Origin of the sequence: Bacillus sp. JFL15 (assembly GCF_001184225.1) — a bacterium.
Taxonomy (GTDB): Bacteria; Bacillota; Bacilli; order Bacillales; family Bacillaceae; genus Bacillus; species Bacillus siamensis.
This window is the reverse complement of record NZ_KQ236689.1, coordinates 679,535-700,571: the sequence shown is the minus strand read 5'-3', so window position 1 is coordinate 700,571 and position 21,037 is coordinate 679,535. Positions and strand designations below refer to the sequence as shown.

Genomic DNA, 21,037 nt, shown 5'->3' with positions numbered 1-21,037 from the left:
GAGAATAGAATGCATGATACACAACAGCTGCCTCTGACAGGCGCACAGGCCGGTATCTGGTTTGCGCAGCAGCTTGATCCTGATAATCCGATTTACAATACAGGCGAGTATGTTGAGATAAATGGCGCGCTCGATGTGAACATATTTAAAACGGCTCTTGAACGTGTGCTGACCGAAGCCGCATCATTACACGCCCGCTTCACAGAGGGAACAGACGGACCGAGACAGACGATCGCTCCTTCTTGTGAGGCCGCGATTGATGTCATAGATGTGAGCGCAGCGGCTGATCCGAAGCAGGCTGCACTCAGAATCATGCAGACTGATTTGGCTGAGCCCGTTGATATGGCGGCCGGGCCCTTGTACCGCGACATTTTATTCCAAGCCGGACCGGAACGCTTTTTCTGGTATCAGCGCATTCACCACATCGCGATAGACGGCTACGGTTTTTCACTGCTGGCACGGCGTACGGCGCAAATGTACACCGCAATACGGGAGGGACGTCCGGATAACGGGCGCTCCTTCGGCTCTTTGGAGGATCTGGTAAAAGAAGATCAAGAGTACCGCGCGTCTGATCAATTCCTGAAAGATCGGGAATTTTGGATGGAGAAATTTGCCGATGAACCTGATGTCGTCAGCTTGGCGGAAAGAGCGCCGAGAACGTCAACAAGCTTTCACAGGAGCACGGCTTATCTTTCTGAAACGGCTGTACAGCATGTAAAAGCGATTCCGAACTGGCATGAGGCGGTCACGGCTGCGGTAGCTGTATATGTTCATCGGATGACAAGTGCCGGGGATATCGTGCTCGGTTTGCCGATGATGGGACGGATCGGCTCGATTTCACTGAATATTCCGAGTATGGTGATGAATCTGCTGCCTTTGCGGCTTTCTCTCCGCCCGGATATGAGTTTTCACGAGACGGTCAGCCAAGTGGCAAAAGAAATCCGAAGCATCCGGCGTCATCAGAAATATCGCCATGAAGACCTGCGCCGCGATCTTAAATTATTAGGAGAAAACCGCAGGCTGTTCGGTCCGCAAGTCAATGTGATGCCGTTTGATTACGCGCTTGATTTCGCCGGAGCGCGGGGAACCGTTCATAACTTATCAGCAGGGCCTGTTGATGATTTGTCAATTAACGTTTACGACAGAGCCGACGGCAGCGGATTGCGTGTGGACTTTGATGCGAATCCGGAAGTGTACAGCGCCGAAGATATTGAAAACCATCAAAAACGCTTCCTGCTGCTGCTGGAATCAGCTGTGAAAGACCAGACACAAAAAATCGGCACACTCAATCTTCTGCTTGAAAGCGAACGTCTCCGCGTGCTGAAAAGCTGGAATGACACGTGCAAACCTGAAAGGCAGAAAAGTCTTCCGGAGCTGTTTTACGACCAGGCCGTAAAAACACCGCACCGCCCGGCAATCATCACGGAAAACGAAGAGCTCACCTATGCCGAATTGAACAGGCGCGCGAACCAGCTTGCCGGCATGTTAAAGCAAAAAGGGCTCGGGCCGGAACAATTTGCCGCTTTACTGCTACCGCGGTCACAGGATTTAGCCGTGAGCATGCTGGCTGTTTTGAAAACGGGAGCCGCGTACCTGCCGCTTGATCCTGATTTTCCTTCTGAGCGGATCACATACATGCTCAAAGATGCACAGCCTGCATGTCTGATTACAACGATGGAATTATCGGGCCGCATGCCGGAAGACAGCAATGCAAAAAGGATTATTCTTGATGACCCGGATACGGTAAAAATCATTGCCGGTCAAAATGCTGACGGTCCTGCTCAGGCGGAATGTTCACCTTTAAACCCTGCTTATATCATTTATACTTCGGGCTCAACGGGCAGACCGAAAGGCGTTGTCGTCACATTAAAAAGCGTAAGCAATTTTCTCTTATCCATGCGGGAAAGGTTCCCGCTTGGCGGACAAGACCGCCTGCTCGCCGTTACGACTGCGGCGTTTGATATTTCAGGACTTGAGCTCTTCCTTCCGCTCATCAGCGGGGCGGGGTGCGTCATTGCCCGAAAAGAGACGATTCAGGAGCCGCAGGCGCTTGCGCACATGATTCACTCATACGGTATTTCAATCATGCAGGCAACGCCAACATTATGGCATTCATTAGTCACAAATGAACCGGATTCACTTCGGTCGCTTCAGGTGCTTGTCGGAGGTGAGGCGCTCCCGAAAGCGTTAATGCATGCCCTGCTTGAATTAGGCTGTACGGTGACGAATCTGTACGGGCCGACTGAAACAACAATCTGGTCGGCCGCACAGCCGCTTGCAAAAGACTATACAGGGGCGCCCCCGATCGGAAAGCCGATTTGGAACACGCGGGTATATGTGCTGGATGCCGCATTGCAGCCCGTCCCGCCGGGAGTTGCGGGTGAGCTTTATATCGCGGGCGAGGGGCTTGCCAGAGGCTATTTTAACAGGCCTGATTTAACAGCGGAAAGATTCATTGCCGACCCGTACGGCCCCGCAGGTGCGAGAATGTACCGGACGGGCGATCTCGTGCGCTGGCGTGAGGACGGTTCACTTGATTATATCAGCAGAGCCGATCATCAAATTAAAATCCGCGGATTCAGGATAGAATTAGGGGAAATTGAGACGGTGCTGTCGAACTATCCGGGTATTTTGCAGGCCGCTGTCATTGTCCGTGAAGATCAGCCGGGAGACAAGCGGCTGGCGGCTTATGCTGTCGCGGATCACCCCCTTGATATCGGCGGCCTTCGTGCATATATGGGCGAAAGCCTGCCGGATTATATGGTGCCGGGCGCATTTGTACAGCTGGAGGAACTGCCGCTGACACCGAATAAGAAGCTCGATCGCAATGCTCTGCCTGCCCCTGATTTTTCCGCTGTCCTGAGTGACAGGGGGCCGCGGACGCCGCAGGAAGAAATATTATGCGAGCTGTTTGCCGAGGTTCTCGGTCTTGCACGGGTCGGAATTGATGACGGATTCTTTGAACTGGGCGGCCATTCACTCTTAGCGGGACGCCTGATGAGCCGGATCCGGGAGACGATGGGCGCAGAGCTAGGCATCGGCCGTCTGTTTGATACACCGACGGTTGCCGGGCTCGCCGCACAGCTGGACACTGCAAAGAACGCGCGGCCAAAGCTTAAGCCGTTTGCCCGTCCGCAGCATATCCCGCTGTCATTCGCGCAGCTGCGTCTGTGGTTTCTCTACTGCCTTGAAGGTCCGAGCCCGACTTACAACATTCCGGTGATTGTCCGTATGTCAGGAAAGCTTAACAAAACAGCGCTGAAACACGCCTTTTACGATGTTGTCAGCCGCCATGAAAGCCTGCGCACCGTTTTTCCGGAAAATAAGGGCTCGTCTCATCAGCTTATTTTGCCTGCTGAAGAAGCCTGTCCCGTGTTTACAGTGACACATGCAGACGAAAACGAACTTCAAGACATGCTTGCCGCTGCGGCACGCTACCGGTTTGATCTCGCAAAAGAGCCGGCCGTACGGGCTGAGCTGTTTGATCTTGGCGACGGCGAATATGCGCTGATGGTTCTTCTGCATCACATCGCAGGTGACGGCTGGTCCTTGAATCCGCTCATGCGTGACTTATCCGCAGCCTATATCGCCCGCCAAACAGGCAAAAAAGCTGAATGGCCGCCGCTAGCGGTTCAATATGCGGATTATGCGCTTTGGCAGCAGCAGCTTTTAGGCAGCGCATCTGATTCTGAGAGCTTAATAGCGCGCCAGCTGAATTTCTGGAAGAAAACACTTGAAAATGTACCGGATCAGCTGGAGCTGCCGTCTGATTTTCCGCGACCCGCCGAATCAAGCTACAGAGGCGGCGTCATTCCGGTCAAAATCGGCCAAGAGCTTCATACCCGTCTTCTCTCACTTGCCAGAAATCAGCGCGTAAGCCTGTTTATGGTGCTTCAGTCAGGGCTTTCCGCACTGCTGACCCGGCTTGGGGCCGGAACCGATATTCCGATCGGCAGCCCGATAGCCGGCCGCAGTGATGACGCATTGGGCGACCTTGTGGGCATGTTCATTAATACTCTCGTGCTGAGAACCGATACCTCAGGAGATCCAAGCTTTTGTGAGCTTCTTGAAAGGGTCCGGACGATAAATCTCGCCGCATATGAACATCAGGACGTGCCGTTTGAACGTCTCGTGGAGGAATTGAACCCGGTTCGTTCCCGGTCAAGACATCCGCTGTTCCAAGTGATGCTCGCATTCCAAAATACGCCTGATCCTGTACTCAGCCTTCCGGACATGGAAACAAGCCTGCAAATCAGCAGCGTCGGAGCGTCCAAATTTGATTTGACGCTGGAATTGGCTGAACAGCGCCATGACGACGGCACGCCTGCCGGTATTGAAGGTCTTTTGGAATTCAGCACGGACCTATTCAAAAAAGAAACGGCTGAAGCACTTGCGGGACGTCTGCTTCTTCTGCTCGAAGATGCCGCATCGCATCCGGAAAAGCCGATCGGAAGCTTAACGATTCTTTCTGATGAAGAGCGCCGAAAGCTATTGCCGGTTAAACGGAATAAACAGCACACTCAGCCTCGAAAGACATTGCCTGAACTGTTTGAAAGACAGGCCGCCGAAAAACCGGATGAAACGGCGGCCGTATATAAAGAGAGCCGGCTCACTTATAAAGAGCTGAATCAAAAAGCCAATCAGCTCGCACATTTGATGATCGCCCGCGGCATCGGCCCGGAGCAGTTTGTCGCGCTGGCCCTGCCGCGCTCTTTAGATACGATTGTCGGGCTGTTAGCCGTCCTGAAAACGGGAGCTGCGTATTTGCCGCTTGATCCCGATTATCCGTCGGACCGCATCGCTTTTATGTTACATGATGCCAAGCCTGTATTTATGCTTACCGATCGTGAAGGCGCAAGTAAGTTTCCTGCCGAAAGCGGTATGCCGTCCTTCATTTTGGATGACCCGCAGAAAAAAGAAACACTTGAGCAATATGCCGTCACGAACCCGACTGACGCAGACAGGATTTGTCCGCTGTCACCGCTTCATCCGGCTTATGTCATTTACACGTCGGGATCAACAGGTGTGCCCAAAGGAGTCATCATCCCGCACAGCAATGTCATCCGGCTGTTTGAGTCGACACAGCACTGGTATCGTTTTAATTCTGATGATGTATGGACGATGTTTCACTCTTACGCATTCGATTTCTCTGTCTGGGAAATGTGGGGGCCTTTGCTTCATGGCGGACGTCTCGTCGTCGTGCCGCATGACATCAGCAGATCGCCGGAAGCGTTTCTGGATCTTCTTGTGAAAGAGCGGGTGACCGTGCTTAACCAAACGCCGTCAGCGTTTTACCAGCTGATGCATGCGGAAAAAGAAAACGAAGAACTGGGGCGGCAGCTCGCACTCAGATATATCATCTTCGGCGGCGAGGCGCTTGAGCTGGGCCGGCTTGAAGATTGGTACAGCCGCCATCCGGACGATAAGCCGGTGCTCATAAATATGTACGGCATTACGGAAACGACGGTGCACGTCAGTTATCTTGAATTAGACAAAAACATTGCGGAACTTAAGGCAAACAGCCTCATCGGCTGCGGCATTCCTGATCTGAACGTCTATGTGCTTGATGACCGGCTTGAGCCTGTGCCTCCGGGCATCACAGGCGAAATGTATGTTGCAGGGGAAGGTGTGGCACGCGGTTACTTAGGGCGGCAAAGCCTGACCGCGGAACGCTTTGTGGCTGATCCGTACGGCCCGCCGGGAACGAGAATGTACCGGACGGGAGACTTAGCCCGCCTGCGGACGGACGGTTCTCTTGATTATATGGGAAGGGCGGATCACCAGATAAAAATCCGCGGATTCCGGATTGAACTGGGAGAAATCGAGGCGGTTCTCGTCAAACATCCGGGAGTTGAGGACGCGGCTGCAGTCGTCCGTGAAGACCGGCCGGGAGACAAACGGATCGCCGCTTACCTTGTCCGCTCTGACAGCAGCAGCTTAGATACGGGAGAGATTCGCCGGTTTGCCGGAGAAAGCCTGCCGGATTATATGGTTCCGTCTGCTTTTGTCCAAATGGATGAACTGCCGCTGACACCGAATGGAAAGCTTGACCGAAAAGCGCTCCCTGCGCCTGACTTCCAAATGGAGGTCTCCGGCCGGGGACCGAGAACACCTCAGGAAGAAATGCTGTGTGAGCTGTTCGCAGAGGTGCTGCACCTGCCGCGTGTCGGTATTGATGACAGATTCTTTGATTTAGGCGGCCATTCTTTGCTTGCGGTTCATTTAATGAGCCGTATTCGGGAAGCGATGGGAGCCGAGCTCAGTATCGGAACATTATTCGAAGCTCCTACGGTGGCAAGTCTTGCTGAAAGGCTTGAGACGGGCACAGGGACAAGCGCGCTTGATGTGCTTCTGCCGCTCAGAACAGCCGGAGAAGAAACACCGCTGTTTTGTGTCCATCCTGCCGGCGGTCTCAGCTGGTGTTATGCCGGGCTGATGTCTTCTTTAGAAGCCGATTATCCAATATACGGTTTACAGGCGAGAGGCATCGGAAAAAAAGAACCGCTTCCCGAAAGCCTTGATGACATGGCGGCGGATTATATTGAAAAGATCCGCACCGTGCAGCCGAAAGGGCCGTACCGTCTGCTCGGCTGGTCTCTCGGGGGAAATGTCATTCAGGCCATGGCGACACAATTACAGAGCCGGGGCGAAGAGGTTTCGCTTTTGGTGATGCTTGACGCGTACCCGAATCATTTTCTGCCGATAAAAAATGCGCCTGATGACGAGGAAGCCGTCATTGCGCTGCTTGCCCTGGGAGGGTACGATCCGGACAGCCTCGGGGATCAGCCGCTTGATTTTGACACCGCGCTGACCATTCTCCGCCGTGAGGGAAGCGCATTAGCCAGTCTGGACGAGTCGGTGATGATGAACCTGAAAGACACGTACATTAATTCTGTCGGGCTGTTAGGAACATACAAGCCGAAGCCGTTCCACGGAGATGTACTGTTCTTCAGATCCGCGATTATTCCGGAGTGGTTTGACCCGATTGAGCCGGATACTTGGAAACCGTATATTACGGGAAAAATCGAGCGGTATGATTTAGACTGCCGCCATAAGGATATGTGCCAGCCGGGACCGCTTGCCGACATCGGCGCGATTCTGGCAGAGAAATTAAACGGACGGCGTACAGTCCGGTAAAGAAAGGATCAATCTGCTATGACAAATCCATTTGAACGGGAAGACAGCTTATATCATGTCCTGGTCAATGCTGAAGGCCAGTACTCATTGTGGCCGGCCTATCTTGATGTGCCGGACGGCTGGGAAACCCGCCTGACGAATGAAAACCGCTCCGTTTGTCTCGAATATATTGAAACAAACTGGCGTGATATGAGGCCGGAAAGCCTGAAACAGGCCGAAGCCGCTAAGATGTAATAAATTAAAGCCTGCCGCTATTTCGGCAGGCTTTTTATACGGATATCAGCTGTTAAGCTGTGTATGATCACAAAATGTATAAGGGTGTCCTTCTTCATTCGTGCACCATGACTGAGACAGAAAAGCCAAAAAGACCGCGGCCCACTGGTCTGCAAACTGGATTAAAATACCGCCGTCGTGCCACGTTCCGTTATCCTTCTTCCAGCGTGTGTCAATTGGATTTCCCTGATTCATATGAATATTATGCATGCCGTTTGTCGGTTTGAATCCGAAAATCTTATCAGCGCCCGGCTCCGGTCCGAATTTAGAGCCGTAAATATAGACTGCGGCTTTTTCCGATTTGGCTTTTTGCATATACGTCTCAATAAAATCATTTAAGTCATTATCAGGCCCGGTGACTTCATGCGGGAGCGGCGCCATGTTCCGGGGATCAAACAATCCGCCGCGGACATAATCCAGCGCCAGCTCACGGCTCGTTTCATCAATTGGGGTGTACCCATACGGTATGTTCGGCAGCAGGGTGATCGCGCTTGCGTCAAAATGATCGCGCGCCGCATACAGAACCTCTGATTCTTTTGAACTTGACATGACATTGATCGCACAGCGATAGTGCGTATCAGGCTCGCCTAACACCTCGACTTGAAAATGCGGAGAATCATCATCTGTTTCCCTTCTCATATCTAACACAGTGCCTTTTAATACACCATAGTGCTGAACAGCCATATGAATCCTCCTTTTTCTTCCGGGATATGAATTGATATTCGAGACAGGTGTCCGTTTTTCCTTTTATGAGAAAGAAAAAAGGACAGCCCGCTGATCAGGCTGTCCTCTTCATATCTATTAAGCTTTTGCAGCTGAACCTTGCATCGCTTTTTCAGCAGGCACGTAGTCATAGCCTAAGTCTTTGGCTACCGCTTCATACGTGACATGTCCGTTAGCCGTATTCAGCCCCGCTTTAAGCGCCGGGCTCTCGGCAATGGCTTTCGCCGCGCCTTTATTGGCGATTTCAAGCGCATAAGGAACGGTCACATTCGTTAATGCGAGCGTAGATGTACGCGGTACGGCGCCCGGCATATTGGCGACAGCGTAATGAACGACGCCGTGTTTTTCGTAAGTCGGATTATCGTGTGTTGTAATATGATCAACGGTTTCCACAATGCCGCCCTGATCAATGGCAACATCAACAATGACGGAACCCGGTTTCATCTGTTTGACCATTTCTTCGGTAACGAGAGTCGGCGCTTTGGCTCCCGGGATGAGTACGGCGCAGATCAGAAGATCCGCTTCCGCGACAGAGTCTGCAATATTTACAGGGTTTGAGATCAGTGTTTTAATCTGATGCCCGAAAATATCATCAAGCTGACGCAGGCGGTCTGCGTTTAAATCGATCATTGTCACATCGGCACCGAGTCCGACAGCCATTTTCGCGGCATTTGTTCCGACGCCGCCCCCTCCGATGATCGTGACTTTCCCGCGGGATACACCCGGTACGCCGGCTAATAAAATTCCTTTTCCGCCCTTTGGTTTTTCAAGGAACTGAGCACCGATCTGAGCGGCCATTCTTCCGGCCACTTCAGACATCGGCGTTAGCAGCGGAAGTGAACGTCCGTCCGTTACCGTTTCATACGCAATAGCTGTCACGCCTTTTTCTGTAAGCGCTTTAGCTAATTCCGGCTCTGCAGCTAAATGAAGGTAAGTGAATAAGATCAGGCCCTGACGGAAATACGCATACTCCTCAGCCAGCGGTTCTTTTACCTTCATGACCATTTCCGCATCCCATACTTGCTGTCTGTCCTCCAGAATTTCCGCGCCTGCAGATACATAATCTTCATTAGTAAAACCGCTTCCGAGTCCCGCTCCGGATTCCACAAGAACCCGATGGCCGTTTCCGATAAGCTGTGAAACGCCTCCAGGTGTTAATGCCACTCGATTTTCATTGTTTTTGATTTCTTTTGGAACCCCGATAATCATGTCTGTTTCCCCCAATGTTTGTGTGATGCTTCAAGTGTAGCGCGATTTTTGCGAAAATTCTTTGTTTGAAACAGAAAATAAAAAAACACGGATTTGTGAAATTTCACGAACCCATGCTGCGAAGCTTGATATCAAGGTAAATCGTAAACTTTTCATTCACGTTTTTTAAGTCGATTTCTGCGATCTGGCTGATTCTCTTCAGCCTGTAATTCAATGTATTGACATGAATGTTAAGCGCTTTAGCGGCGGTGTTGACGTTGCTGTCGGCATCAATGAAATGCTCGAGCGTTTTTACCATATCGGCTTGGTGCTCCCTGTCATACTGCTCAAGCTTTGACAGGGAATAGTTCATATAGCCGCTGTGCTTGCGTTTTTCATCCAACACATCAAGGTACTGATAAATGCCGAGTTCAGAAAAGCTGAAAAGGTGTTTGGTTTCTCTCACAAACCGTTCTTTCGCTTTTAATACGGAGAGCGCTTCTTGGTAAGACCGGTAAACATAAGAAATCGATTCGTAAATACCGCCGAAAGCAATTGACGCATCCTCAATTTTATATCGTTCTTTCAGCTGTTTTTGAACATGGAGGGCGAAATGCTTTAAATCTTTAAAAGGCTGATCGGTTTTCGGCGCGGTTAATAGAATTAATTCATTTGAATCGACAGTCGCCAGCATGACATGAATCTGCTGTGTCGTTTCCTGCAAATATTGCAGCTGCTGTTCTGTCTTTTCAGTCAGCTCCTCATGCAAACGGATGATCATGACGCTGAATACGGACGGCAGCGCCATTCCGAGCTTATGAAATCCTTCGGCCATCTCGGCTTCCTGATAAATATGGCCGGTCAGCATTTTCCAAAAAAACTCCTGGCCCCGCTCTTCGATTTTTGTTTTGCGGATCTGCAGGTGCAAAAGCTTGTTCCGCACCGCTTTGGCTGCCAGCTGAAGCGTCTTCAGATCCTCGTCGTTGAGCTTTTTTTTGATCTCAAGCGCCCAAATAAATCCGAGAACCTGACTGTTTTTCCAGATGGAAATCGCCACGCGGTTGCTCAGGCCCACCTCGTCAATTTCTTTCACTTTGATCGGCTGGTCCGTTTTTAAAAGGGCCGGAATGGTTCCGTCTTTCCACAGTTTATTGATGACTTTTTCAGGCACCCTCCGCCCGATAATCGTCGACGTCCGGGCCGGATCTGTACAATCGCTGTGCGTGCTGTATGCAAGCAGTTTATGATTAACGTCTTCTATTGTAATGGGGCATTGAAGGACCTCGCTGATATGGTCGGCTACATCTTCAAGCCTGTCGAAACTGTACTTAAATGGATCTTTTGGATTGGTCATCTGTATCCCTACTTTTTCATAGCTTCATATCTTGATCTTACCATCTTGTTTTTCAGACTGAAAGGCATCTTTGAACGGAAACGGAGTAGGAAAATAGAATCATTTGAAAAAATGGAAAAGAATAAGATAATCATACTATTATATTTACAAAATGTGTAAATATAACGAAAAATCCAATATATCATAAGACTCATTTTGTAAAATTAAAACAGATTTGTTTGACTGTGCCGAATTGTTGTTTTTATAATAATGACGTTCAAAAAATAAGTGAATTAGCCCATATTTAGGCTGATGACACAGGAGGGTATAAGGAATATGTCTGGATTAATTCGTGTCACACCCGAAGAGCTAAGAGCGATGGCTAAGCAATATGGCGTTGAAAGTCAGGAAGTCATGAATCAGGTTGACCGCCTGAACCGCATGATTTCTGATTTGAAAGGCATGTGGGAAGGTGCTTCAAGTGAAGCATTCGCGGATCAATATGAACAGCTGAAACCTTCATTTATTAAAATGTCTGAATTGCTTCAAGATGTGAATCATCAGCTCGATCAAACGGCAAATACGCTTGAGTCTACTGACCAAGATATCGCTAACCAAATTCGCGGATAATAAGATGAATGAAGAACGGAGCGCCTGATTCAATCAAGAAGACGGCGCTCTTTCTATGTAAGGGTGATATGAATATGTATATCGATATTACAATAGATTTAACACATTATAACGGCAGCGTCTTCGATCTCAGATTGTCAGATTACCATTCTGTGAAAAAAGTCATTGATATTGCCCGGCAGGCTCAGCAAGTATCCGTTCCGCCGCGTGAAGGCTATTGGATCAGAGTGGTCAATAAAGAAACGGTTTTTTCCGGAGAGCAAAAATTATCTGACTGCGGCATTACGAACGGAGACCGCCTTGAAATTTTATGAGAGGACATGGTGGAATGACAGGTCATAACAGATCTTATTTAGAAACAGAACTGGACGCCGTCCGGGAAGAAACCGAATCAGGCTTCACGTTCACCTTCCAGCGGGAAAAAGTCAAGCTTCTTGACGGGCTGGAAGCAAACGTGATTAAAGAGGCTGATCCTTTTTTTCAAAAAGAGGTTTCAGTCTCAGAAGACGAAGTAACCATAACGATCAGACCCCCTTCTTCTTACCAGGCTTTCCGCTATATAAAAGGAAAAGATAAAAAAAGCAGGTGGCAATTTGCCTACCGTCTCGTTCAAACCGTGAAACAGCATAAGCTGAAACGGCTCAATCTGATTGCCGCCCCGGAAAATATCGTGTTTGATAAAGCGCTGACACCTTACTTTCTGCATTACGGCGTAAAGGAGAGCCTCCCGCCTTATGAGGAGGACAGAGAAAGGGTGTTAAAAGAGCTCAAAGCATGTGCGGCGCTTGCGGCTGACGGGGCTTTCACCTTCGAAGAATATTTGAAGTACAAGGAGACGCTTCAATTCACTCCCGAGGTAAAAAGCGTGTTAGAAGCGGAAACGTTTGAAGAACTGGAAGAAACCATTCTAACCGTAATTGATTCCCTCGAAGCAAGGGACAAAACATACATAAAACTGCCGAAAAAGAAATGGAAAATCCAAAGATACGCCGGACTGGCGCTAGCCGTCCTCCTTGTGCCGGCACTTCTGTATTCCTTGTACGCACTGTTTTTCGCCCAGCCGAAGCAAGAGGCAATCACCGAAAGCAACCGCTATTTTTTAAATCAGCAGTACAGCAAAGTCATTGACACACTGGCCAAATACGATGCAGAAAGCCTTCCTGAATCCGTGCAGTACGAGCTTGCTTCTTCTTATGTGGCAGTAGAAAAACTGAGCGAAGAACAGCGGAAAAACATCGGAAATCTGGTCACTCTGCAATCTGATCCGAAGCACTTCCTATATTGGATTGATATCGGCCGAGGGGAAAATGAAGAAGCCATCAATATCGGCCGCAATCTTGAGTACAACCCGTATATATGGCTCGGGCTTACAAAATATAAGCAGCAATTATTGGCGGACGACAGTATGAAAGACGACGAAAAGCAGAAAGAACTGGACGCTGTGGAAAGCGAGCTGGAGAAGGCGAAAAAAGAGCAGGAAGAGCAAAACAAAGAAGCGGACGAAAACACCGCTGAAGCTTCCGCAGGACAGGATAAAGACGGCAAAAAGGACGAAGCAAAGGATAACAAAGAGAGCGACAAGAAAGATGAGAAAAAAGATGAAAAAAAATAACAGCGTATATCAACTGGCCGTAAATAACGATCAGGCAGTCAGGAGGTTCGCCATATGAGTCTGTTATGGGTCTTTTACCGGGAGCACGTACAAAAGATTCAGCTGTCTGAACTCCCGCCGTCTCAGCCGATTACGATCGGCCCGGAAATAAAGGATACGATCACGTTCGGCACACTGCCGTTACGGCAGCCTGCCGCAACCCTTTATCGTAAGGAAACAGATCATTACGAAGTTTTCCTGGGAAATAACTGTGCCGGCGAATTGACAATAGGAAATGAAATGCCCTGCCGGATTGAAGAAGAGACGCTGCGGCTTCTTCTCACTCCTGATCAGGAAGAATCCTCCGTTTACTTTATCGGCGGGAAGGACGAGATCGTTTTCTCATCAGCAACAGAGGAAGCGGATATATACAAAGAGCCGTCGTCCGCTCAAACAGGCGATTTTTATCTGCGAAAAGCGGGAGGAAGCTGGTCTGTTGTTCCTGACGGCCGGGAAGTTTATCTGAACGGAGAGCTCACAAAAGCTCCTGAAAAGCTTCGGACGGGAGATGAGCTGCTGTGGAATTTTCTGCGTGTGAGGCTGACCGAGGACGACCTTTTAGAAGTCATTCATCACGAAACATTTCAAAGCAGCTTAATCAAAACGATAAAGCCAAGCACCGAAATGAAAAAGAAATACCCGCAATATCGAAGAACGCCGCGGATGGTCTACGATCTTCCCGAAGACCGCGTGTCATTCAGTTTCCCTTCGCAGGAAAGCGAACAGAATAACCGGGGGCTGTGGCTCGTCATTCTGCCTCCTGTGGTCATGCTGATTGTAATGGGGGTTGTCGCCATTATACAGCCGAGGGGCATTTTTATCCTCGTCTCTTTGGCGATGTTTATGATGACTCTCATTACGTCCACCGTGCAGTATTTCCGAGAAAAAACGCAGCGGAAAAAACGGGAGGAAAAGCGGGAGCGTGTGTACAAGCAGTATTTAGAAAACAAACGGAAAGAGCTTCAGACGCTTTCGGAAAAACAATTGCAAGTGCTGACGCATCACTTTCCCCCGTTTGAAAAAATGAAATATTTAACCTCTGAAATCAGCGGCCGCATTTGGGAGAAATCGCTGGAAAGCAGGGATTTCCTGATGCTCCGGCTCGGAACGGGCACGATTCCGGCAAGCTACGAGATTTCGATGAGCGGCGGAGACCTGGCGAACCGTGATGTCGATGACTTGATGGAGCAGTCGCAGCATATGCAGCGTGTATATAAAGATATCCGCCATGCGCCCGTGACCGTTGATTTACAAGAAGGGCCGATGGGGCTCGTCGGGAAACCCCAGATCGTCAAAAATGAAATTCATCAGCTCATCGGCCAGCTCGCTTTCTTCAACAGCTACCATGACCTGCGGTTTGTCTTTATCTTTCATGAAGAGGAATATAAGGATTGGGAATGGATGAAGTGGCTGCCGCAATTTCAGCTGCCTCATATGTATGCGAAAGGGTTTATATACAATGAACAGACGCGCGATCAATTGTTATCGTCCATTTATGAGCTGCTGCGGGAGCGGGATTTGGAAGACGAGAAAGAAAAAAAGATTTTTCAGCCGCATTTTGTTTTTGTCATCACAAATCAGCAGCTGATTGCAGAGCACGTCATTTTAGAATATATCGAAGGCCGGCATGAGCATCTCGGCATCTCGGCGATCATCGCCGCGGAAACGAAGGAAAGCCTGGCAGAAAATATTCACACCCTCGTCCGCTACATAAATGAGGATGAGGGCGACATTCTCATTCAGAAGAAAAAAGCGGTGCAGATCCCGTTTAAGCTGGACAGGCATGAACGGACAGACAACGAGCGGTTTTCCCGGACGCTTCGGACATTGCACCATCAGGTCGGAATGACGAATTCCATTCCTGAAACGGTCTCATTTTTGGAACTGTTTCATGCGAAGGAAGTAAAAGAAATCGGCATCAGGCAGAAGTGGGAGACAAGTGAGTCTGCTAAATCGCTGGCTGTTCCGATCGGCTACAAGGGAAAAGACGATATCGTGCATTTAAACCTGCATGAAAAAGCCCACGGGCCGCACGGATTGCTGGCGGGGACGACCGGCTCCGGGAAAAGTGAATTTCTGCAAACGTATATTCTGTCATTGGCCGTTCATTTCCACCCGCATGAAGCGGCGTTTTTGCTGATTGACTATAAGGGCGGAGGAATGGCGCAGCCGTTCCGCAAGATGCCGCACCTTCTCGGAACCATCACGAACATCGAAGGAAGCAGAAACTTCAGCATCAGGGCGCTTGCTTCCATCAAAAGCGAGCTGAAAAAACGGCAGCGGCTGTTTGATCAATACCGCGTCAATCACATCAATGACTATACAAAGCTGTATAAACAGGGAGAAACGGATATTCCGATGCCGCACCTGTTTTTGATTTCAGATGAATTCGCCGAGCTCAAAAGCGAAGAGCCTGACTTTATCAGGGAGCTTGTCAGCGCGGCGCGCATCGGACGGAGCCTCGGTGTGCATTTAATCCTCGCCACGCAAAAGCCGGGCGGCATCATTGACGACCAGATATGGAGCAACTCACGCTTTAAGGTCGCCCTGAAAGTGCAGGATGCAAGCGACAGTAAAGAAATCCTGAAAAACAGTGATGCGGCGAATATTACCGTCACCGGACGCGGCTATCTGCAAGTCGGAAATAATGAAGTGTATGAGCAGTTCCAGTCTGCCTGGAGCGGCGCCCCTTACATGGAAGATGTATACGGCTCCGAGGATGACATTGCCATCGTTACCGATACCGGCTTAATTCCGCTGTCTGAGGTCGACGCGGATGATGCGGCGAAAAAAGACGCCCCGGCAGAAATAGAGGCCGTAGTCGAAGAAATCGAGCGGATTCAAAAAGAAATGGGCATTGAAAAGCTGCCGAGCCCTTGGCTGCCGCCGCTTGCCGAACGTATTCCGCGCACGCTTTATCCTGCGAAGGAAAAAGACCGCTTCTTCATCGCCTGCGTGGATGAGCCTGATCAGCAAAGACAGGCGCCTCTCGCTTATACGATGATGGATGACGGCAACATCGGTATTTTCGGCTCATCGGGCTACGGCAAGTCGGTTTCTGCCATCACGTTCCTGATGAACTTCGCGGAAGGATACACGCCACAAGAGCTTCACATGTATATCTTTGATTTCGGAAACGGAACGCTTCTGCCATTGGCAAAGCTTCCGCACACCGCAGATTATTTCTTAATGGATCAAATGAGAAAGATTGAAAAATTTATGATCCGCATCAAGGAAGAAATCGAGCGGCGGAAACGGCTGTTCAGAGAAAAAGAAGTCAGCCATATAAAAATGTACAATTCGCTCAGTGAAGAAGAGCTGCCATTCATTTTTATCACAATTGATAATTTCGATATCGTCAAAGACGAAATGCATGAATTGGAAACGGAGTTCATCCAGATTTCACGCGACGGGCAAAGCTTAGGAATTTACTTCCTGCTGACCGCAACGAGGGTAAACGCCGTCCGCCAGTCGCTGTTAAACAATTTAAAAACGAAAGTCGTTCATTATTTAATGGATCAGTCAGAAGGATACTCTATTTACGGGCGTCCGCCGTTCAGTCTCGAACCGATTCCGGGCCGCGTCATGATCCAAAAAGAAGAACTGTATTTCGCACAAATGTTTCTTCCGGCAGAAGCGGAAAATGACCTCGAGATGTTCCAAGCGCTGAAAGACGATGTCAAAGCTTTAGCTGTTCGCCATGCCGGAACGGCCGGTCCAAAACCGATTCCGATGCTCCCGGACATGCTGACGGCCGGCGAATTTTCGCTCCGTCTCGAACCGGGTCAGGAACCGTTCCGAATTCCTGTCGGGCTGCATGAGGAAAAGGTCAGCCCCGTGTACTTTGATCTGGGTAAATATAAACATTGCCTCATTTTAGGACAGACACAGCGGGGGAAAACAAACATCCTGAAAGTCATGCTGAATCACCTGCTGCGTGAAGGAACGGAAAAGATCGGACTGTTTGACTCAATTGACCGCGGACTGTCGCAATATGCGCAGGAAACAAAGGTCAGTTATCTGGACACAAAAGAAGACATACAGCAGTGGATCGAATCTGCTGAAGCCCTATTCACGGAGCGTGAAGCCCAGTATGCACAGGCCGTTAAAAATGGTGATATGCACAGACTCAGTTTCTCTCCGATCGTGTTAATGGCCGACGGCATTACAAGATTCCAGCAGACAATCGACACCGCCATTCAGGACAAGCTGGCGATGTTTATGAAATCTTACGCGCATGTCGGCTTCAGTTTTATCCCGGCGGGCAATCACAGCGAATTCTCAAAAGGCTATGATTCCTTAACGACGGAAATGAAACAGATCCGCCACGCGATGCTGCTTGTGAAAAAATCCGAACAAAACGTCATTCCGCTGCCTTACCAAAGGCAGGAACCGGACATTCAGCCGGGCTTCGGCTATTTGGTTGAAAACGGGAAGGAGCAAAAAATCCAAATACCTCTATGTTCAGCGGAAAGGGAGGCCGTCAGATGACAGAACAACGAAAAAGCCTGATCAAATTAATAGCCGCGGTCGTTATCATTCTGGTGCTGCCGGTGCTGTTTTTCCGATTTATCGGCGATGACCCGGGAAAACAAAAAATCAATGCCACCCGCCAAATCGCAGTCGTGAATGAAGACATGGGCTTACAAACAGATGAAAATGAGGGGCAGGAATCCGTCCATTTCGGAAAAGAAGTGGCGGCGGCTCTCGGCGGCCGTCCGGATTATTCCTGGACGGTTGTCAACAGGAGCGCGGCTGAAAACGGTCTGGCGGCTAAGAAGTATGACGCCGTCGTTTACATTCCATCCGATTTTTCAAAAGACATTTTAAGCTATGACAAAGAGCGTCCGCAAAAAGCCACGCTGACATTCAATATTCAAAGCAGCCTGAACGCCGTCAACAAAGAAAAAGTGCAGCGTGAGCTTGAAGACGCCCAAAAATCAATGAATAAAAAAATGTCGGCATTGTATTGGAATTTCGTCTCACAAAAAGTGAACAATGTCAGAGGCGATTTTGACAAGATCGTCAATAAAGAATCAGAATTTCAAAACGTCATGTACAACTTTTACAAGCCGAGCTCAAATGACTTGGCGGGTGAAATCAAACGGCAAAAAGACCTGATTGACGAACTGAAAAAATCAATGAATGAAGCACAAGGCGCGGCCAAAGAAAAATTGACTTCGGCAGATGAAGCCAAAAACACGCTCAAGGACTTTGCCGATACGGTTGAGCGCTATAAACAATATCAGGAAAATCAGAAAAAACTGCTGATGGCCGCGCAGGAACAAAATCAAAAGCAAATCACAACCGGCCTGAACGCCATTAAAGCACAGCAGGCCGCCAATCAGTTCAGCGCCATGATGAACGGGCTGTCTGCAGGCATAAACCAGGCGCAGACACAGCTTGACCAGACAGGAGCGGCTCTGTTTGCCGCCCAGCAGGTGAGAGAAGCGCAGGTGCCTGATCAGGAACGCGGGATGGCAAATATTCAATCCAATTTACTGGACAATTATTTGACTCAATATAAAGCTCAAGCAAGATTTGAAACACTGAACAGCATCCAAACCCTGATAAAAAGGGATCGGCAGGCATTAACCGTTCCGGAAAATGATCCGGGGGATGACGGCTCAGATGAACCGAAAGAAGAAGAAAAACCGGAAGAAGAAAAACCCGGTGATCTGAAAATTGACCTTGACGATCAGCGTGATGAATTAAAACGCATCTCCGCTGAAATCAATCAAATTTCAGACGGACTAAAAGAACCGGAAAAAGAAAATCCTGACCCTGAAAAACCGGGCCAAGGCGATGACGGTGAAAAACCCGGAGGTACCGATCCGAATAACGGAACGGCTCCCGGAGAAGACGGAAAAACGGAAGACGGCACAAAAGATCAGCAGCCTGATTCCGATAACACTGGCGGCGAAGAGCCAAAAACCGTCCAAACCGCATCGGCCGCTAAAAACGTCACTCCGCCTGCTGTTGAGCCAGAGGACGATTCAAACGATTCTGAAGGAGACGGCGGCACGGGAGTTTCTGACGCGAAAGAAAGGCTGAACCAAGCCGCAGAGCGCATTCAGCAAATTGAAAAAGAGCTGGAAGAGAAACAGCAGACTCATAATGAAGAACTGAAAAAACGTCTCGATGATCTTGATGAAGAAATCCAAGGCCTTAAAGACCGAATTGATGAAGCGAAAAAACGAGCGGACAAATTACGTGAACAGCTGGAAGAATCAAAAGAAAAGAGAAAACAAGACTTCAATACCATTTACAGAATGATTGTAAAGACAGAACAGAACATTCTGAACTACCCGTCATTGGATAGCGGCCGCAAATCTGCTCTTGAACAGATGTTTGCCGCTGACATTAATACAAAAGAGATATCCGATTTAATGAGTTACTATAATGATTTATCTTTGTATGAGGCAACACTCTATCACTCGCTTGACGCAGGCTCGCTGCCTGATGTGAAAAACAGGGTGCTGAAAGCCCAGCAAGGCGAAGTCCAAACCGTTCTCGCCATCAAACCGGAAGAAACGGCAAGCTGGGAAAACCTGAAAAACAATAAGATGCAGACAGATGAAGACATCAGCAATTTCATTAAAGGCATGACCGAATTCTCGGATAACTACAGCTCGTATATCAGAGATGAACAAGCCGGAGTGCTCAATGAGCTCGCCAGCATTTCAGACAGCGCGGCTAAAGCATCCGATCAGCTGGCAGAAGGCGCTGTGCAGGAAGCGGCCGCATTCAGCGGAGACGGATTAACCGGAACGATGGCGCTCGGCGCTCAGGACACCGTCGGCCGCGAAGTGCTGCAAATGTCTGACACGATGGGCCATCTGTCAGAACGCCAGTCCGGCATCATCAGCTATACCGACAATATGCAGCAAAGCGTAAATGACGTCCAGCATAAAGCGGACACCCTGAACAGCAACTGGGGCAAAAACGTCGATTCCACGAAATTGATCAGAAATGACGTGTACGGCATTTTAGGGAACACGCTCGTTGACGGACAGGAAAACGGATATGTTTATGATTATCTCGCCAATCCGCTTAAAATCAGCGGAGAGGTGCCGGAAGACCGGGTTCAGAATGTTCCGCCGGTCGTCATTTTGGTAATCGTTCTGATCAGCAGTCTTCTGATCGGCTATTTCAGCTCGTATTATCAGCAGGCGCCGCTTCTTGTCAAAGGCGCGCTCTTTGGGATTTTAAACATAATGGTCGGACTGATGATCAGTCTGTTCGGTCTGAATATCTACTCACTTCCGGACGATCAGACGATTAAATGGTCAGTCTTTACGATTCTCCTGCTTGCGGCGAGTTCAGCTTTCATCCGGGCAGCCTTTGTCTTTGGCTCAATCACCGGATGGATCGCTTCATCAGCGCTCATTCTCTTTTATGTGGCGCCTTTGATCGACCTGATTATGCCGAACTTCAGCTTCGACAGCCCGGTATCGAAAGTGTATATCGATATTCAATACGGAACGGGCCATCTGTTTGCGATGGGCATAACGGTTCTTGCGATCATTACGCTGATTGCGGCGGCGCTTCCGCTCATCATTCGGCTGCTTGCGGAAAAAACGGAGGAAAGTGATCAGTCTTATGAGGCGTAACACAATCGTGGAAAAAGGAGTTTTGCTGCTTGCTCTCTCCTTTTTCCTTTTCCTCCCGCAAGCCGCAGCCGCGAATGAGGACAATACCGATGTCAAGCCGAATGAATATGAAAAGAAAGACATTGAAATTCGTACGGATTATCTTCATGACGATGCCTATTCCGAGGAAAAAACGGCGCTTCCGAAAGAGCAGAAGGACATCACGTTCGATCAGCCGGCAGAAAACCCGGATGAAAAACTGATATCAAATTTGTTTACATCGTCAGAAACGGAGCCGAATACGATCAAAGCGCAATCGAAAAAACTGGGTATCACCTTTGCCGAGCCTGCGGTGCGGCATACCTCAGCAGACATGGAAACGGATGAGAAAAAGACTTCCTTTCTGCTGCCTGTCATTTATGCCGTCTTGATCCTCCTCGGCATCGCCGCAATGATCTATCTGATTCCGAAGGTCACGGCGCAGGAAAAGGCAAAGCGGTAAACGGATCG

At 49.3% G+C, this 21,037-nt stretch carries 11 protein-coding genes; 8 read left to right on the top strand and 3 right to left on the bottom strand.

Annotated elements, in window-relative coordinates:
• Positions 1-9: 9 nt before the first annotated feature.
• Together AD710_RS03485 and AD710_RS03480 are read left to right on the top strand one after the other, a co-directional pair.
• The gene (locus AD710_RS03485) at positions 10-7,137 is read left to right on the top strand and encodes an amino acid adenylation domain-containing protein (protein ID WP_049627277.1); all 7,128 of its coding nucleotides are present in this window, start codon (positions 10-12) and stop codon (positions 7,135-7,137) included.
• A gap of 18 nt (positions 7,138-7,155) precedes the next feature.
• On the top strand, positions 7,156-7,371 hold the full coding sequence (locus AD710_RS03480; protein WP_045925859.1) for an MbtH family protein: 216 nt from the start codon (positions 7,156-7,158) through the stop codon (positions 7,369-7,371).
• A 45-nt stretch (positions 7,372-7,416) separates the two neighbouring features.
• On the opposite strand, the gene AD710_RS03475 is transcribed toward AD710_RS03480, so the two are convergent.
• The 3 genes from AD710_RS03475 to AD710_RS03465 form a co-directional block, all read right to left on the bottom strand.
• Positions 7,417-8,094 carry a YukJ family protein gene (locus tag AD710_RS03475; RefSeq protein ID WP_049627276.1) on the bottom strand — a complete coding sequence of 226 codons (678 nt, stop codon included), beginning with the start codon at positions 8,092-8,094 and terminating at the stop codon, positions 7,417-7,419.
• A gap of 117 nt (positions 8,095-8,211) precedes the next feature.
• Entirely contained in the window at positions 8,212-9,342 is a 1,131-nt protein-coding gene (gene ald / locus AD710_RS03470; protein WP_049627275.1) for an alanine dehydrogenase, read from the bottom strand.
• 103 nt (positions 9,343-9,445) lie between these two features.
• Entirely contained in the window at positions 9,446-10,675 is a 1,230-nt protein-coding gene (locus tag AD710_RS03465) for a sporulation transcriptional activator AdeR (protein ID WP_049627274.1), read from the bottom strand.
• Between the two features lie 315 nt (positions 10,676-10,990).
• Here AD710_RS03465 and AD710_RS03460 point away from each other — a divergent pair, with 315 nt between their 5' ends.
• The 6 genes from AD710_RS03460 to essA all read left to right on the top strand — a co-directional run bounded on the left by AD710_RS03460 (position 10,991) and on the right by essA (position 21,029).
• A complete protein-coding gene (locus AD710_RS03460; RefSeq protein WP_003152013.1) occupies positions 10,991-11,284 on the top strand; it encodes a WXG100 family type VII secretion target in 294 nt (97 codons plus the stop codon).
• A gap of 74 nt (positions 11,285-11,358) precedes the next feature.
• Positions 11,359-11,598 (top strand): ESX secretion system protein YukD, encoded by a 240-nt coding sequence (locus AD710_RS03455; protein ID WP_016938101.1) that lies wholly within the window; start codon positions 11,359-11,361, stop codon positions 11,596-11,598.
• A gap of 14 nt (positions 11,599-11,612) precedes the next feature.
• Complete coding sequence (essB, locus tag AD710_RS03450; protein WP_049627273.1) at positions 11,613-12,896, top strand: type VII secretion protein EssB; 1,284 nt, start codon at positions 11,613-11,615, stop codon at positions 12,894-12,896.
• Positions 12,897-12,950: 54 nt separating this feature from the next.
• The gene (essC, locus tag AD710_RS03445; RefSeq protein WP_049627272.1) at positions 12,951-17,426 is read left to right on the top strand and encodes a type VII secretion protein EssC; all 4,476 of its coding nucleotides are present in this window, start codon (positions 12,951-12,953) and stop codon (positions 17,424-17,426) included.
• Complete coding sequence (gene esaA / locus AD710_RS03440; RefSeq protein WP_049627271.1) at positions 17,423-20,548, top strand: type VII secretion protein EsaA; 3,126 nt, start codon at positions 17,423-17,425, stop codon at positions 20,546-20,548. The genes essC and esaA overlap by 4 nt, the downstream gene beginning before the upstream one ends.
• A 7-nt stretch (positions 20,549-20,555) precedes the next feature.
• Complete coding sequence (essA, locus tag AD710_RS03435; protein ID WP_082197894.1) at positions 20,556-21,029, top strand: type VII secretion protein EssA; 474 nt, start codon at positions 20,556-20,558, stop codon at positions 21,027-21,029.
• The last annotated feature ends 8 nt before the right edge of the window (positions 21,030-21,037 follow it).

Bases quoted from the DNA above. Each gene is read 5' to 3' on its own strand.
- AD710_RS03485 (WP_049627277.1), top strand. From the start codon at position 10: ATGCATGATACACAACAGCTGCCTCTGACAGGCGCACAGGCCGGTATC.
- AD710_RS03480 (WP_045925859.1), top strand. From the start codon at position 7,156: ATGACAAATCCATTTGAACGGGAAGACAGCTTATATCATGTCCTGGTC.
- AD710_RS03475 (WP_049627276.1), bottom strand. From the start codon at position 8,094: ATGGCTGTTCAGCACTATGGTGTATTAAAAGGCACTGTGTTAGATATG.
- ald (WP_049627275.1), bottom strand. From the start codon at position 9,342: ATGATTATCGGGGTTCCAAAAGAAATCAAAAACAATGAAAATCGAGTG.
- AD710_RS03465 (WP_049627274.1), bottom strand. From the start codon at position 10,675: ATGACCAATCCAAAAGATCCATTTAAGTACAGTTTCGACAGGCTTGAA.
- AD710_RS03460 (WP_003152013.1), top strand. From the start codon at position 10,991: ATGTCTGGATTAATTCGTGTCACACCCGAAGAGCTAAGAGCGATGGCT.
- AD710_RS03455 (WP_016938101.1), top strand. From the start codon at position 11,359: ATGTATATCGATATTACAATAGATTTAACACATTATAACGGCAGCGTC.
- essB (WP_049627273.1), top strand. From the start codon at position 11,613: ATGACAGGTCATAACAGATCTTATTTAGAAACAGAACTGGACGCCGTC.
- essC (WP_049627272.1), top strand. From the start codon at position 12,951: ATGAGTCTGTTATGGGTCTTTTACCGGGAGCACGTACAAAAGATTCAG.
- esaA (WP_049627271.1), top strand. From the start codon at position 17,423: ATGACAGAACAACGAAAAAGCCTGATCAAATTAATAGCCGCGGTCGTT.